Source organism: Arthrobacter sp. USHLN218, assembly GCF_037144715.1.
Taxonomy (GTDB): domain Bacteria; phylum Actinomycetota; class Actinomycetes; order Actinomycetales; family Micrococcaceae; genus Crystallibacter.
Genome location: NZ_JBBCYT010000003.1, coordinates 535561 through 551230 on the forward strand (window position 1 = coordinate 535561; position 15670 = coordinate 551230).

A 15670-nucleotide genomic window follows, 5' to 3' on the forward strand; every position below is an offset into this window, starting at 1 on the left:
GTACTCCTTATCCGGTCTGTGCCGGTCCTTCCCCAAGTCCGCGGACGGCTTCAATAAACGCGTCGCCGCGGTCGGCATAGGACCTGAACTGATCCATCGAAGCAGCCGCGGGAGCCATGAGCACGGTGTCGCCATCGGAGGCGATCTGCGCTGCGGCCTCGACCGCGCGCGCCATGATCAGATCGCCGCCCGCCAGCGCCTGTCCGCTCCCGCCAGGCTGCTCGCTCTCAGTCTCTCGCGGCGGGACCGCGATTACCGGGACATCGGGCGCGTGTCGTTCCAGTGCCGCCAGAAGGTCGGCGCTGTCCACTCCGATGATGACGGCGGCCTTCAGCCTGGGCGCGTGCAAGGACACGAGTTCGGCGTAGTCCACGCCCTTTGACAGGCCGCCCGCGATCCACACGACCGACGAGAAGGCCGCCAGGGAGGCGGATGCGGCATGCGGGTTCGTGGCCTTCGAATCATTGATCCACAGCACTCCATGCCGTTCGGCGACCTTCTGGATCCGGTGCGCGCCGGGATCGAAATTCCGGATGCCATCCCGCACCGCCGCGGGCTCGACGCCGTACGCCCGAACGAGCGCCGCCGCGGCCAGGGCGTTCGCCACCAGGTGCCGCGGCGCCACGTCGCCCAGGTCGGAGATGGCGGCGAGTTCGGCGGCAGAGTCCTTGCGTTGCTCAATGAAGGCGCGGTCCACCAGCAGGTTCTCCACGACGCCCACCATGCTGATCGCGGGCATGCCGGTGGTGAAACCGATGGCCCGGCAGCCCTCGACGACGTCCGCCTCTTCGACCATCGACTCGGTTTCCCGCTGCTCGGCGTTGTAGACGCAGGCAACCCGGGTGTTGGCGTAGACCTTGGCCTTGTCCGCCAGGTAGTTCTCGTACGAACCGTGCCAGTCCACGTGGTCCTGGGCTACGTTGAGGCACACGCTGGCCAGCGGCGAAAGCGAATGCGACCAGTGCAGCTGGAAGCTGGACAGCTCGACGGCGATTACGTCGTAGCCCTCGGGGTCCCTGACGGCATCCAGGATGGGCGTGCCCACGTTGCCCGCGGCGATCGCCCTGAGGCCCGCGGCCTGCAGCATCGACGCCGTCAGGCCGACCGTAGTGGTCTTGCCGTTCGTGCCGGTGATGGCCAGCCACTCGGCGGTCTTGCGGCCAGCCTTCTCACGGACGCGCCACGCCAGTTCGACGTCCCCCCAGATCGGGATGCCGGCGGCCGCCGCGGCGGCCAGCAGCGGCTGCTCCGGGCTCCAGCCCGGCGAGGTCACAACGAGTTCGGCCGGCTCCCCGTCCACCAGTGGCAGGGTGTCGGCGGCCGGACCGCCCAGCAGCACCTGCCGCGCGCCGACGATGTCCAGCGTGTCCGCCTTGGCACGGTTCTCCTCGGAATCGCGTCCGTCGACTACGACGACCCTGGCGCCGAGTTCGATCAGCGTGTCCGCGGCGGAGAAACCACTCAGTCCGATGCCGGTCACGACGACGCGCAGGCCCGCCCAATCGGCGTCCCACGTCCTCAGGGCATCCAGCCGGCTTCCGTGCGTGCTCACAGTCCCACAACCCATTCCGCGTAGAAGATACCCAGTCCGGCGGCCACGCACAGCCCGGCGATGATCCAGAAGCGGACCACCACCGTCACCTCGGCCCATCCCTTGAGCTCGAAATGGTGCTGCAGCGGGGCCATCTTGAAGACCCGCTTGCCGCCGCTGAGCTTGAAATAGACCACCTGGATGATGACCGACAGGCTGATCAGCACGAACAGGCCGGCCAGCACCACCAGCAGCAGCTCGGTGCGGGAGAGGATGGCGAAGCCCGCCACCGCCCCGCCGATGGCCAGTGAACCGGTGTCTCCCATGAAAATCTTGGCCGGCGAGGTGTTCCACCAGAGGAAGCCGACGAGCGCGCCCATCAAGGTACCCGCCAGGAGCGCCAGGTCCAGCGGATCGCGCACCTCGTAGCACACCTCCCCCGGCACCTTGACGGAGCCGCAGGTCTGGTTGAACTGCCAGATGCCCATCAGCATGTAGGCGGCGAATACCATGACGGAAGCACCCGCGGCCAGCCCATCCAGGCCGTCGGTGAGGTTCACGCCGTTGGTGGCACCGGTGACGATCAGGTTCGACCAGATCACGAACAGGATGGCGCCCAGCACGGTTCCGGCGAAGGCCAGGTCAAGCCACGGGATGTCCCGCACGAACGAGATGTTCATCGACGCGGGCGTCCGCCCTGCCTCGTTCGGGAAATTGAGGGCGAGGATGGCGAAGGCCACGCCGACGATGCCCTGCAGGACGATCTTCTGCCAGGCCCGCAGGCCGAGGCTGCGCTGGTTCGAGATCTTCAGGAAGTCGTCCGCGAAGCCGACCAGGCCCATGCCGCCCATGAGCAGCAGCAGCACCCAGCCGGACGCCGTGGGCCCCGTGTGCGAGGGGCTGATCATCCATTCGACCAGGTGCGTCAGCAGATAGGAGACAATCACTGCCGCCACGATGACCGCGCCGCCCATGGTGGGCGTGCCGCGCTTGGTGTGGTGCGAGGTCGGTCCATCATCGCGGATGAACTGGCCGTAGCCCCGGCGCACCAGCAGTTTGATGAAAAGGGGCGTGCCAACGAGGGCCAGCACCAGCGATAAAGCCGAGCCGATAAGCAGGGCGATCATGCGGGCAGGCCTTCTTCCTCTGCAGGCTGCGAACCGGCCTCACCGGCGCCACCCTGGGCCACCTGGTCGCCGAGGAACCGAAGTCCGGCTCCATTGGATGACTTGAAGAGCACGAGGTCGTCGGGCAGCAGTTCTTCCTGCAGCACGCGGTAGGCGTCCTCGGGCGTCTCGACGAACATCGACTCGTCGCCCCAGGACCCTTCCATCACCGCCGCGTTGTGCATGGCCTTCGCCCCGGAACCGACCACAATCAGCCGGGCGATGTTCAGGCGCACCACGATGCGGCCGATCGCGTCGTGCTCGAGCACGGATTCATCGCCGAGCTCCAGCATTTCGCCGAGCACCGCCCAGGTCCGCCGGCCTTCGCCCCGCCCCAGTTCGGCGAGGGTCCGCAGCGCGGCGCGCATGGACTCCGGGTTGGCGTTGTAGGCGTCGTTGATGACCGTGACGCCGTCGGCGCGTTCGGTGCGTTCCATCCGCCACCGGCTGGCCGGACCGCGGCCCTCCAGGCCGGAGGCGATCAGGTCGGCGCTGATGCCCAGCGACCAGGCCGCCGAGGCCGCCGCGAGCAGGTTTGCCACGTGGTGGCTGCCGATCAGGCCGGAGCGGACGTGCTTGTGCGTCCCGTCCGGGAACACCAGGGTGAATTCGGGGTGGCCGGCGCCCGTGGTCCCGAGCCCGGTGGCCCGGATGACCTGCGCTTCGGGAGCTTCAGGGGTGAATCCGTCGTCCGCGGTGAAGAAGAGCTGGTGCGCCGAGGTCCGGGAGCTCATGGCCCGCACCCGCTGATCGTCCGCGTTCAGGACGGCGGTTCCTTCGGGCTGCAGCGCCTCGACGAGTTCACCCTTGGCGCGCGCAATGTTCTCCACCCCGCCGAATTCCCCGGCATGGGCCGAACCGACGCAGAGAACGACGCCGGTGTGCGGCTTCACCATGTCCGTCAGGTAGGTGATGTGGCCGATTCCCGTCGCGCCCATTTCGACCACCAGGTACCGGGTGTCGAAGTCAGTGTTGAAGATGGTGAGCGGGACCCCGACTTCGCCGTTGTAGGAGCCAACGGGAGCAACGGTCGGACCGGCCTGGGCCAGGATGCCGGCCAGCAGGTCCTTGGTAGTGGTCTTGCCGGCGCTGCCGGTGATGCCCACGATATCCAGCGGACCATTCGCCCGCAGCCGCTCGAGAATGCCGGCGGCGATGGCACCCATGGCCTCCACCGCGTCAGGCACGACAACCTGCGGAAGGACGCGGCCGCCGTCGTCCGTCACTTCCCGCTCCGTCAGGGCCAGCACGGCTCCGGAGCCGAAGGCGGGCAGCACGAAACGGTGGCCGTCAGTGCTCTCCCCGGGCTTGGCTACGAACAGGCTTCCGGGGCCGGCCTCGCGCGAATCGGTCACGGCGGAATCCACCGTTACCGACGCGGTATCCGCCGAGCCATCCACCGGCTCGCCCGTGAGGCGGCCGCCCGTCATTGCCGCGATTTCGGCTGCAGTAAGTTCAATCATGACGATCTAGGACTCTACCGCCTCGGCGCCAAGGGCAGAGAATCCATGCCGGCGCAACGCCTGGCGAAGTTCCACCCGGTCGTCGAGTTCCAGATTGACGCCCTTGACCTCCTGGAAGACCTCGTGGCCACGGCCGGCGACCAGTACGGTGTCGGCCGGCGCGGCCATCGCCACAGCACGCTCAATCGCCTCCCCACGTGGGAAGACTTCCAGCACCTCGGTTGCCAGCGCACCGGTCCGGACGGCCTCCTCGGCACCGGCCAGCACGCCGCTGCGGATGGTCTGTTCGTCCTCGCCGTGGGGGTCGTCGTCCGTGACGATCACGACGTCGGCGAGCCGCGCCGCGATCGCGCCCATCAGCGGGCGTTTCGTCTGGTCGCGTTCGCCGGTGGCGCCGAAAACGATGATGACCCTGGAGCCCTCTTCCGGGCGGCGCACGGAGGCTAGCGTGCGTTCCAGGGCGTCCGGGTTGTGGGCGAAGTCGACGATGGCGGCCGGCTCGGCGCCAACCAGCTGCATCCGCCCCGGCACCTCCACCGTCAGCGGGTCGGCCGTGTCGAGGGCGTGCTGCAGCCGCGCGGCCTCAACCCCGGAGGCCAGCAGCATCACCAGGGCCAGCGCCGCGTTGGAGACGTTGAAGCTGCCCGGCAGGCCGGTCCGGGCCTTCAGCACCTGGTCCCCCGGTCCGTGCAGCTCGAACCTGTGCCCCAAGCCCACGCGTTCGACCGCGCGGACTGACCAGTCCGCCTCCTGGCCTCCCTGCGTGGCCAAGGTCACGGTTTCGACCTCGGACTTGCCGGCCAGCAGCCGGCCCCATTCGTCGTCCACGCAGACGACCGCCCGGCGGGCCCGCTGGGGCGTGAACAGCTTGGCTTTGGTGAGGAAATAGTCCTCCATGCTGCCGTGCAGGTCCAGATGGTCCTGGGTGAGGTTGGTGAAACCGGCGACGTCGTAGCGCACGCCGTCCACACGCCGGTAGGAGATGGCGTGCGAGGACACCTCCATGGCCGCGGCGTCGAGGCCGCGTTCGCGCATCAGGGCGAGGATGCCGTGGACCTGCGGTGACTCCGGCGTGGTCAGGGCGCTCGGAATCGGCTCGTTGCCGGCAACGATCTCGATGGTGCCGATCAGGCCGGTGGTCTTGCCCAGCGACTTCAGCAGCGAGTTGACGAAGTAGGTCGTCGTGGTCTTGCCGTTGGTCCCGGTCACGCCGAAGAGCTGGGGCCGCGGCGCCTCGGCCGGCTGGCTGTCGAAGATCCGCGCCGACAGCGGTCCGACCAGGTCGCGGAGGCCGCCGGCGGTCAGGACCGGGACGTCGCCCAGGTCCGATGCCTCCAGAAGGCGCACGCCGTCGTCGTCCGTAAGGATCGCCGCGGCACCCGCGGCCGCCACCTGCGAGGCGAACTCCGCCCCGTGGCGGTTGGCCCCGCCGAGCGCCACATACAGATCCCCCGGCTCGACGCCGCGCGAGTCCATGGAGATGCCCGTGACCTCGATCCCCCAGTCGACGCCGTCCGACGCCGTGAGCGGCGGGAATCCCGCATCGGCCAGCGCCTCCTGCAGAGCGCGCAAAGTGACCGGTTCGACCAGTTCGGGCCTCATGGGCGAGGCAGAACGGCGCGGCGGACGAGGGGTGGTGCTCACAAAATTCTCCAGAATCATCTATTCGAGCGGCAGTTTGACCGGCTTGGTGTCGGACGGCGGGACGTTGTACGTGCTGAGCACCTGTCCCATGACCTTCTTGAAGACCGGCCCCGCGGTCAGCGAGAACACGCCGCCCTTGGGCCGCTGGATGGTCGCCACCACCACGTACTCAGGATCCTCCATCGGAGCAATGCCTGCGTAGGAGATGGTGTAGCCGCTGAACCCGCCGTCGTCGGAAGGAGCCTCGGCCGTGCCCGTCTTCGCCCCCATCCGGTAGTCCTCAACCTTACCCGGCAGCCCGCCGCCCTGGTTCGCCATCGTCTCGAGCATGTCCTGGACCTGGTCCGCGGTCTCGTTGGATACCGCGCGCGTGCCTTCTTCCCGCGCCACTTCGTGCTCGGTGCCGTCCGGGTCGATGTAGGCATCGATCAGGCGCGGCTTCATCCTCACTCCGCCGTTGGCGATCGTGGCATAGGCAGCGGCGGTGTGCAGCGCCGTCTGCGCCAGGCCCTGGCCAAAGAGCACGGTGAATTCCTGCCGCCCGTCCCACTGGTCCGGCTGGGCCAGCAGGCCCGGTGTCGTGCCCGGGATGCCGATGTCGTATTGCTCGCCGATACCGAACCTGCGCAGGTAGTCGTAGCGCTGCTGGCGGGTCAGCTGCTCGCCGATCATGACCGTGCCGGTGTTGAGCGACTTGGCGAAGATGCCCGCCGTAGTGCGGGTCTCGGTGCCGTGCGGCAGCGCGTCCGTAAAGGTCTGGTCATTCACCGTGTACTTCGGCGGGATCGTGTACTTCGTGGTCGGTGTGGTGATCCCCTCTTCGATGGCGGCGGCCATGGTGATCATCTTCGTCGTCGAACCGGGTTCGAAGGCCCTGGTCGCCGCGAGCGATTGCCGCATGCCGTCCTTCGTGGCCCCCGGATCATTGGGATCCACCGTTTCCGAGTCCGCCAGGGCGATGATGTCCCCGGTCTTGGCATTCATGGCCACGATGGTGCCGTATTCCGCGCCGTACTCCTTGACCTGGGCCGCGATGGCTTCCTGGGCGTACCACTGCAGGTCGGCATTCAGCGTCAGGCGGACGCTTTGGCCGTCCTCGGCAGGGGTTTCCTCGTTGGTGGCGACCGGGATGCGGATGCCGTCGGCCCCGATCTCGAAGGTCCGCTCCCCGGACTTGCCCACGAGCAGATTCTGCTGGGTGGCTTCGATGCCCTCAAGGGGGCTGCCATCGGAACCGAGGAAGCCGACGATGGAACCCGCCACCTGGCCCATCGGGTAGCTGCGTGTTGTCGTCTCGCGCGACTGCAGCCCGGGGAAGGCGAGGTTTTCCACCTTCTCCTGGATGTCCGGCGTCACCGATTTGGCCACGTAGTTGAATGGCAGGTCGCCGACGACGGCCTTCTTGACCGTCTCCACGTCCTGGCCGAGGATCCCGGCAAGTTTCTTGATTTCCCCGTCGATCTTGACCTGTTCCAGCTGCTTGGTCTCGGGGTTGAACCGTTCGAAGTCCTCGACCAGCCGCTGGTCCACCACGATGTCGAAGCGCTGCACGCTGCGCGCGAGCACAGTATTGTTCGCGTCCAGGATCTCGCCGCGCAGCGCGGGAATCTCCGACGTGCGCAATCGCTTGTCGACGGCGGCCTGGGCCATCCCGGCGGTATCCAGGCCCTGCAGCTGGAACAGCCTCGCGCCGAGGATGACCAGCAGGACCATCACGATGGCGAGCCCTGCCCGCAGCCGCTTGGCTGTTGTATGTGCCCGTTGACTGTCTTGGACGTTGGCCTTACCAGCTGCCACTACTCATCCTTGCCTGTCCTTACGGGCTTGTCGTATTACTGCCCTGTTTTCTGCTTCGGAGCCGGAATGGTTCCGCCGTTCAGTTCAGCTTCGCTGAACTGAACCGCCTTCTGTTCGCCAGCCGCCTTCTTTTCCGCCGCCGGTGCAGGCTCACTGTCCTGCGCGGCCGCCGGCTTCTCCTTCTGTACCGGTTCGGCCGGCGTCTTTGCCTCCGGACGGATGGCGGGAACCTCGGCCGGAAGCTCAGGACGCTCCACTTGCTGCTTCGGAGCGGACTTGTCCTTCTCCTGGGCGGCTTGCGGCTTCCCGTTCACCTTCATTGTTTCCAAGTCGATGGAACCAACCGAAGGAGAAACCACCATTCCCAATTCTGCCGCCTCCGCGGCCAGATTCTGGGGAGCTTGGCGATTCTCGAGCTCCTGTGTCAGTTTTTCGTTCTGCTGTGCGAGGGCAACCTGTTCCCCGCGCAGCTGCACGATTTCGTACTGGCCGCCCGACACGGAGATGTTCAGCATCAGCACGCTGCCCAGCGCAGCCACGAGCACCGCGAAGCAAAAGACGGCAAACGGGACCCGGCGGCGGGCCGGTCCCGAGGGTACGAGTGCCAGCGGAGTGCGCCGCGTCTGGGCCGGTTTCGGCTGGGCATGGTTGCCCCCCAGCACCTGCGCGGTACTGCCGTGCACGTAGGTTTCCGTGGCCGGCCGCGCCTGGCGCGCTGTAGCAGTCATGATGCACTCCTGTTCCGAATACGCTCTACCGCCCGCAGCCTGGCCGATGCCGCCCGCGGATTCTCTTCAATCTCTGCCGCCGTCGGCACTTCCGTCCCCTTGGTCAGCGTTTTGAGCTGGGCCTTGTGCTCCTCAAGTTCCACCGGGAACCCGACAGGAGCAGATGACCGGGATCCGGCCGCGAAATAACCTTTCACGATCTTGTCCTCGAGCGAGTGGTACGACATGACCACGACACGCCCGCCCAGGGCGAGTACCTCGAGCGCGGCCGGGATCGCCCGCTCAAGGACGTCCAGCTCCTCGTTCACTTCGATCCGGAGGGCCTGGAACGTCCGCTTGGCCGGATGGCCTCCGCTGCGTGCAGCCGCCGCGGGAACCACGCCCCGGATCACCTCCACCAATTCGCCGGTAGTCGCCAGGGGCGCCTCCTCGCGCGCCCGCACGATAGCCGCCGCGATCCGGCCGGCGAACTTCTCTTCGCCCCACTTGCGGATGATGCGGACCAGATCGTCCTGGGAGTAGGTGTTGACCACGTCGGCGGCCGTCGGTCCGGCGCTGGTGTCCATGCGCATGTCCAGCGGCGCGTCGTAGGAGTACGCAAAGCCCCGCTCCCGCTCGTCGAGCTGAAGGGAGGACACGCCCAGGTCGAACAGGACGCCGTCGACGGTGGCGAATCCAAGGTCGCGGACGACGTCGGCGATCTCGTCATAGACCGCGTGGACAAGGTCGATACGGTCCGCGAAAGCCGCCAGCCGGGCTCCGGCGAGGGCGAGGGCCTGTTCGTCGCGGTCGATGCCGACCAGATGCAGGTTCGGGAACCGCGTCAAAAGCGCCTCCGAATGGCCGCCCATTCCCAGCGTGGCGTCAACGACGACGGCGCGGCCGTTGGCCTCGATCGCGCGTTCAATGGACGGGGCCAGGAGATTGACGCAGCGATCGCGCAGCACAGGGATGTGGCGGTCCTCTGTGGGACGCTCATCGCTCATGCCGTTTACTCCTTGTGCCTGTAGGAAGTGCTCTTGTCCTTTAAACCCGACGATTCTTGGACCGGATCCCCATCCGCGCCTGGCTTGCCCCGCCTGGCTCAGGGGAAGGTGAGCCAGGTGGTCACGCTGGGCGGCTGGAGATCCCATTCAAGAATCTGCCGTTTGCTGTGTACTGACGGGTGTCAGAAGATTCCGGGTATTGCGTCTTCGTCCGTGTCGGAGAAGGCCGCTTCCTTCTCCGTGAGGTACTCGGACCAGGCCTGGGCGTCCCAGATCTCGGCCCTGGTGCCGGCACCGATCACTGCAAGTTCACGGTCCAGCCCTGCGTAAGCGCGGAGCGCGGGCGGAATCGTTACCCGGCCCTGCTTATCAGGCACCTCATCAGAGGCTCCGGACAGGAAAACCCGAATGTAGTCGCGGGCCTGCCGCGACGAGATGGGCGCCTTCCGCATTTCGTCATGCACCCGTTCGAATTCCCGCTGGCTGAAGATATAGATGCAGCGCTCCTGGCCCCTGGTCAGGACCAGGCCCTCCGCCAGTTCCTCACGGAATTTGGCCGGAAGAATCAGGCGCCCCTTCTCATCGAGCCGGGGGGTGTGCGTTCCGAGGAACATAGCCACCGCCCTTGCCGATAGGAGGAGTCCGTCAGCCCCCTGGAACCACCTCTACCCTCTGATGTCCTCCACTTTACTCCACTTCACTCCCCGGTCAACCCTAAAACACACTCTCACTGGGAAAAACTTGGATTCGCCGAGCCGCCCCTCCCCCGGAAGTACACGGCCGGGCAGGATGTGGTGGGAAGTGGAGGGAACCGGCCCATGTTGCGCCGGGTAAGGGGCCCGTGGCGGCGGTGCTACGGCCGGAGGGCGTGGTTAAACGAGGAAAGACCCGTCAATCGACGGGTCTTTCCTGAAGTTGTCCTACTCGGTGGAGCGGAGTGGAGCGGGCGGGGCGGGACTGCTAGCGGTCGTCTCCCTGGCGTCGCTCGTCCCATTTCTCTTCGAGCGACGACATGAAGCCGCCGCCTTTGGGCTGCTTGGAAGACTTGCGGCCGCCCGTCCCGGCCTTGCCACCGGAACGCCTGCTGGTGGCCCAATATACGCCGGCACCCATCACCAGGAAGCCGAGCACACCCAGAGCAATGATCTGGCTGGAAATGCCGATGAGCAGAATCAGGATGCCGGCTACGGCGACAAGCGACCCAACCACAATCTGGCGCGTCGAAAGCGACCGCCCGGATGCCGATTCCATGTGGCTGGCAAACTTTGGATCATCGGCATGCAACTGCTGCTCCAGCTGATCCAGCAGCCGCTGCTCATGCTCTGAGAGTGGCATCTGAGTCTCCTTCTTTCCGTCCCCCACGTCCGCATATCGTCAAACGCGCAGCCTCGGCAAAGAGTTCCGGAGGCATGTTGTTCCGGCGATTTTGCCTTATTTACTAAGGATAGATTGCCGGGGCCCCATTCGAAAGCCGGATGGCGCGATTCCAAGGGCCCGCAGAGCCGATTGAGCCCACGGACGATTCAGGACCCTTGGGGCCCTCCCCAAGGGTCCGCTTTCGCCGGCCGGGACGCCGGCTCCGCGGCCCCGATTCCGCCCGGACCGGGGGCCCCGCTTCGGCCCGGCACAGGTCGGTTCGGCTGCGGCAGGAGCGATGCCGGCAGCACGCCGCCGCTGCCGAACTTGCTATTGACCTTGTCCAGCGCTGCCTCGGCGCTGCGCCAGCTATCCTCGCTCCCATCGATGCTGAGCTGGTATCCGCCGCCCGCGGGTTCGAGTTGCTCCGCGCGCAGCCCGATGAGCCGAACCGCCATGGGCCGCGTACCCAGCGCCGCGAGCTGAGCCGCACCGGCGGCATATAGCTCGTGCGCGCTGTCCGCCGGTTCAACAAGACGGCGCGAGCGGCTCAACGTCGTGAAGTCGGCGTATCGAAGTTTCAGTGCTACTCCCCGGCAATGCAGGCCGGCAGATCTCAGCCGCACCGCCGTTCGATGCGCCAGGCGCAGCAGTTCGCGCTCCAGCACGGCCGTGTCGTCCACGTCTTCAGCGAAGGTCTCTTCCGCCCCGATGCTTTTTTCCACGCGTTCCGGCGTGACCTTCCGGTCATCGATGCCCCACGCCAGGCGGAACACGTGCTCGCCCGTCGCCCCCAACAGCCGCCTGAGGGTCTGCTCGGGCGTGTGGGCCAGATCCGCAACGGTCCTGATGCCCTGGCGGGCCAGGACTGCACTCGTCTTCGCGCCCACGCCCCAGAGGGCTTCCACCGGCAATGTGTGCAGGAACTGCACCGTGCGCTCCGGCGGCACAAGCAGCAGGCCGTCCGGCTTTGCGTGCGTCGAGGCGATCTTGGCCACGAACTTGCTGGAGGCAATGCCGACGGTTGCCGGGATGCTGAGCTCCCCGCGGATTGTCTCCCTGATCAGGCGCCCGATGTCCAGCGGCTGGCCGAGCCTGCGGATAGACCCGGTCACGTCGAGGAAGGCTTCGTCGACGCTCAGTTGCTCAACGTCGGGGGTTATCGTCCGGAAGATCTCCATGATCCGGACCGACGCTTCCTGGTACTTCCAGTGATGCGGGGCAATGATCTCGGCCTGCGGACACATCTGCTGGGCCCTCGCCATGGGCATGGCGGAGCGCACTCCGTACCGCCGCGCTTCGTAGGACGCCGACAGCACCACCGAGCGCCCGGTCGGCGAACCAACGATGACCGGCTTACCGACCAGGTCCGGCCGTTCCAGCAATTCGACAGAGACGAAGAACGCGTCCATGTCTACATGCATGATGACGCGCTCACTGCGCTGGCTTGCACCCACTCCTTAATCCTAGGGCCGGCCGCGCCCCGCCCGGCGCCGTGCCGTCCGGCCCGTGGCTAGACTTGGTGGGTACCGCACCGCCCGCTAAGGAGTATGTCTTGCAGCTGCCCGACCCGCAGTCCTTTCCCACCGCCACAGGAGCCGGCGCAGACGAAGCCGTTGCGGGCGTTGGCGGAGCCGCCGCGGAGCAGGACAGCTACCGGACGCTGCTCTCGGAACGCATGGCCGGGTTCCTCGACCTGCAGCGCGGCCAGTTGCAGGAAGTCTCCAGCGATGCCTCCGAACTCGTGGATGCCATCGCCCAACTGGCCGACGGCGGCAAGCGCCTACGGGCGCTGCTCGCCTACTGGGGCTGGCGCGGGGCCGGCGGCGCCCGGCTGGCGGATGAGGTCGTGCAGGCCGGCGTAGCCATCGAGCTCTTCCAGGCTGCGGCCCTGATCCACGACGACATCATCGATCGTTCGGCCACCAGGCGCGGGAAGCCGAGCGTGCACCGCAGGTTCGAGCTCAGCCATGCCGAGCGGGGCTGGGCCCTCGACCCGGCCCACTTCGGGCAGGCCGCCGCCATCCTGACCGGCGATCTCTGCCTGTCGTTCAGCGAGGAAGTGTTCTCCGGGATCCCGGCAGCAGCGGGCCCCGCGCGAGTGATTTTCAACCGGATGCGCACGGAGGTCATGGCCGGGCAGTACCTCGACGTCCTGGAAGAGGTTGCCGGACCGGGGCGCCCCTCCGAGGAAGCGGTAGGCCGGGCCCTGCAGATCCTGCGGTACAAGTCGGCGAAGTACTCCAGCGAGCATCCGCTGTGCCTCGGCGGTGCCCTAGCCGGCGCCGGACCGGAGCTGATCGCCGGCTACTCTGCCTTCAGCCTTCCGCTCGGCGAAGCTTTCCAGATCCGCGACGATGTCCTCGGCGTCTTCGGCGACCCCGCCACAACCGGCAAGCCCGCCGGCGACGACCTGCGCGAAGGCAAGCGCACGGTCCTGATCGGGCTCGCCATCGATCGCTGCTCACCCGCGGAAGCGGAGTTCATCCAGGCCAAGCTCGGCTCGCCCGATCTTGGCGGCAGCGAAATCGACAGCCTGCGCGCCATTATCGAGGGCTGCGGGGCATTGGCCGAAGCGGAGTCAATGATTTCCGCCTTCAGCTCCGAGGCCTATTCCGCACTGGAGGCGCTGCCGGTGGACGACGCGGTGGCCGGGGCATTGCGTGCCCTGGCCGACCGCGCCGTACAGCGCACGTCCTGACAGGGCGTCGCTACCAGGCCAAGGCCTGTGCCCGCCGGCGGATCTCCGTCTTGCGTCCCTGCCGCAGGGCGTCCACCGGCCGGCCCGGCAGGGAGTCATCCTCCGTGAAGAGCCAGCGCAGGATTTCCTCGTCGCTAAACCCGGCGTCCGACAATACGGAGATGGTCCCCTTCAGGCTGTCCATCAGCCGATCCTCGAGCAGGAATTCGGCCGGAACCGACCTGATGCTCCGCTCCCCCACGCGGGCGGCTACGAGCGCGCGTTCCTCCAGGAGGCTGTGGACCTTCTTAATGGGCAGGCCCAAACGTTCCGCCACGTCGGGCAGCGGGAGCCATTCGGTTATCAACGATTCAAGTTCACTCACGTAACAAGCCTGCCATGTCGGGGCACCCTGCTGCCAGATCGGGCCTCGACACGCCCCCGTCGTCATTAGGCGTGCGAAATCCGCTGTTGTGTTATGCGGATTTAGTGTAGATTCACAAAAGTCACAGTTTTCACATAGATAACAGTCGACACATTCGCACCACGTACAACACGCCTACGGGCCTTCGGCAGATGCCGCTGACCACTGATGAGGAAATGTCCATGACTGACCAGCGCCCGTTCACTCGCAACCGCGCCGAAAGCCGGACTCCCGCCCAGTCCTCCCGCGCGCTACTTTCGGCCGCCGCCACCGCCGCGATTCCCGCCGTCGTCCTTTCCTCGGCGGCCCTGGCCGCCCCTGCCCAGGCCGCCGAGCTGCCGCCCCGGGCGATGCTGCAGCCGAAACTGGCCGGCCCCGACCTTCCCGTGAACCGCAGCACCATAATTCCGGCGTCGGACGTTGCCGTACAGCTCCCGTCGGCACTCCGGCCCGCCCTGCGGGCGACACCGTCAGCGCACACCGTCAAGGCGGGCGACACCGTCAGCGGCATCGCGGCCAAGTACGGGCTGAGCGTATCGAAAGTCCTCAGCGCCAACGGTTTGAAGGCCAACTCGGTCATCTACCCCGGCCAGAAGATCAAGCTCGGCGGCGGTTCGTCGGTCGCCGGAGGTTCCACCACTGTCTCCGCGGCTTCCTCCGCGTCGAAGAGCTACACGGTAAAGGCCGGGGATACCCTCTCCGGCATCGCCTCCCGCCACAACATGGGCCTGAGCAAGATCCTCTCGCTCAATGGCATGAAGACCACCTCCGTCATCTACCCCGGCCAGAAGATCAAGGTCAGCGGGAGTGCGGCGGGCAGCGGCACCCAGGCAGCGGCGTCCGCGGTTTCGCCGGTCCGGTCCTCCACCTACACGGTCAAGGCCGGAGACACCCTCTCCGGCATCGCCTCCCGCCACAACATGGGCCTGAGCAAGATCCTCTCGCTCAACGGCATGAAGACCACCTCCGTCATCTACCCCGGCCAGAAGATCAAGGTCAGCGGGACCGCGGCCGCCGCCTCTACCGCCTCCGGCCCGGCGGCCTCCGTCTCGGCCGTGGCCCCGGTTGCCAAGACCTACACGGTCAAGGCCGGGGACACCCTGTACGGGATCGCGCTGAAGCACAAGACGACCCTGAGCAAGCTGCTTCAGTCCAGCGGCCTGAAGTCGAACTCCGTCATCCATCCGGGACAGAAGATCAAACTGCCCGGGTCCGGCGGGTCCAGCTCCGTGTCGACCGCCTCGACGGGACAGCTCGTGCCGGACAGCTTCCTGCACTACACGTACCCGAACGCTGTGGTGGCCAAGGCCAACGAGAACAAGCGCCTCCTGCTCTCGACCCCGCAGCCGAGCCAGGCCCAGATGAAGTCGATCATCGCGCAGACCGCCCGCAGCATGGGCGTCGATCCGGCGCTGGCCCTGGCCCACGCGTACCAGGAATCCGGCTTCCAGCAGACGGCCGTCTCGCCGGCCAACGCTATCGGGGCCATGCAGGTCATCCCGTCCTCCGGCGACTGGGCGTCCGACCTGGTCGGACGCAAGCTGAACCTGCTCGACCCCTACGACAACGCCACGGCCGGGATCGCGATCATCAGGTCCCTGGTGCGCACCAGCGACTCACTGGACAAGGCGGTCGCGTCCTACTACCAGGGCCAGTACTCGGTCTCGAAGCACGGCATGTACCCGGACACCAAGGCCTACGTGAAGGCCGTCAAGTCCCATATGAAGAGCTTCAAGTAAAGCTCCGGCGGCCCTGGCGGCTCGAAGGACCACATGCGGCGGGGGGGGGGGGGGGGGGGGGGGGGGGCGGGCCCCCCCCCCCCCGGGGAAAGCGGGGGAATAGATCGGACAAATAACGCAGCGCGGCGAGGGGGGGCCCGGGGGGGGGGGGGGGGC

General features: G+C 67.0%; 13 protein-coding genes. 2 read left to right on the top strand and 11 right to left on the bottom strand.

From position 1 onward, the window contains the following. Positions 1-7: 7 nt before the first annotated feature. From murD to dinB, 10 genes are all read right to left on the bottom strand, one after another. Complete coding sequence (gene murD, locus WFH44_RS09740) at positions 8-1567, bottom strand: UDP-N-acetylmuramoyl-L-alanine--D-glutamate ligase (RefSeq protein WP_336713624.1); 1560 nt, start codon at positions 1565-1567, stop codon at positions 8-10. Continuing rightward, the gene (mraY, locus tag WFH44_RS09745; protein ID WP_336713625.1) at positions 1549-2658 is read right to left on the bottom strand and encodes a phospho-N-acetylmuramoyl-pentapeptide-transferase; all 1110 of its coding nucleotides are present in this window, start codon (positions 2656-2658) and stop codon (positions 1549-1551) included. Before mraY ends, murD begins: the two co-directional genes overlap by 19 nt. Next, positions 2655-4160: a UDP-N-acetylmuramoyl-tripeptide--D-alanyl-D-alanine ligase gene (locus WFH44_RS09750; protein ID WP_336713626.1), complete on the bottom strand. Its 1506-nt coding sequence runs from the start codon at positions 4158-4160 to the stop codon at positions 2655-2657. The genes mraY and WFH44_RS09750 overlap by 4 nt, the downstream gene beginning before the upstream one ends. 6 nt (positions 4161-4166) lie before the next feature. Beyond that, entirely contained in the window at positions 4167-5822 is a 1656-nt protein-coding gene (locus WFH44_RS09755; protein WP_442892892.1) for a UDP-N-acetylmuramoyl-L-alanyl-D-glutamate--2,6-diaminopimelate ligase, read from the bottom strand. Further along, complete coding sequence (locus WFH44_RS09760; protein ID WP_336713662.1) at positions 5823-7517, bottom strand: peptidoglycan D,D-transpeptidase FtsI family protein; 1695 nt, start codon at positions 7515-7517, stop codon at positions 5823-5825. It lies immediately after the preceding gene. A 119-nt stretch (positions 7518-7636) separates the two neighbouring features. Then, positions 7637-8284, bottom strand: a complete 648-nt coding sequence (locus WFH44_RS09765) for a hypothetical protein (RefSeq protein WP_336713627.1) — start codon at positions 8282-8284, stop codon at positions 7637-7639. Positions 8285-8325: 41 nt separating this feature from the next. Beyond that, positions 8326-9315, bottom strand: coding sequence for a 16S rRNA (cytosine(1402)-N(4))-methyltransferase RsmH (gene rsmH / locus WFH44_RS09770; RefSeq protein WP_336713628.1), 990 nt, complete (start codon positions 9313-9315; stop codon positions 8326-8328). 182 nt (positions 9316-9497) lie between these two features. Then, positions 9498-9929 (bottom strand): division/cell wall cluster transcriptional repressor MraZ, encoded by a 432-nt coding sequence (gene mraZ, locus WFH44_RS09775; RefSeq protein ID WP_264796765.1) that lies wholly within the window; start codon positions 9927-9929, stop codon positions 9498-9500. 346 nt (positions 9930-10275) lie between these two features. Then, positions 10276-10650: a DUF3040 domain-containing protein gene (locus tag WFH44_RS09780; RefSeq protein ID WP_336713630.1), complete on the bottom strand. Its 375-nt coding sequence runs from the start codon at positions 10648-10650 to the stop codon at positions 10276-10278. Positions 10651-10838: 188 nt separating this feature from the next. Continuing rightward, positions 10839-12128: a DNA polymerase IV gene (gene dinB / locus WFH44_RS09785; protein WP_336713631.1), complete on the bottom strand. Its 1290-nt coding sequence runs from the start codon at positions 12126-12128 to the stop codon at positions 10839-10841. Between the two features lie 98 nt (positions 12129-12226). Here dinB and WFH44_RS09790 point away from each other — a divergent pair, with 98 nt between their 5' ends. Then, positions 12227-13372, top strand: coding sequence for a polyprenyl synthetase family protein (locus WFH44_RS09790; RefSeq protein WP_442892893.1), 1146 nt, complete (start codon positions 12227-12229; stop codon positions 13370-13372). A 10-nt stretch (positions 13373-13382) separates the two neighbouring features. Here the strand turns inward: WFH44_RS09790 and WFH44_RS09795 are convergent, their stop codons facing one another. Then, on the bottom strand, positions 13383-13736 hold the full coding sequence (locus WFH44_RS09795) for an Rv2175c family DNA-binding protein (RefSeq protein WP_336713632.1): 354 nt from the start codon (positions 13734-13736) through the stop codon (positions 13383-13385). Positions 13737-13957: 221 nt separating this feature from the next. On the opposite strand from WFH44_RS09795, the gene WFH44_RS09800 reads away from it, so the two are divergent. Then, positions 13958-15514 carry a LysM peptidoglycan-binding domain-containing protein gene (locus WFH44_RS09800; RefSeq protein WP_336713634.1) on the top strand — a complete coding sequence of 519 codons (1557 nt, stop codon included), beginning with the start codon at positions 13958-13960 and terminating at the stop codon, positions 15512-15514. Positions 15515-15670: the final 156 nt, after the last annotated feature.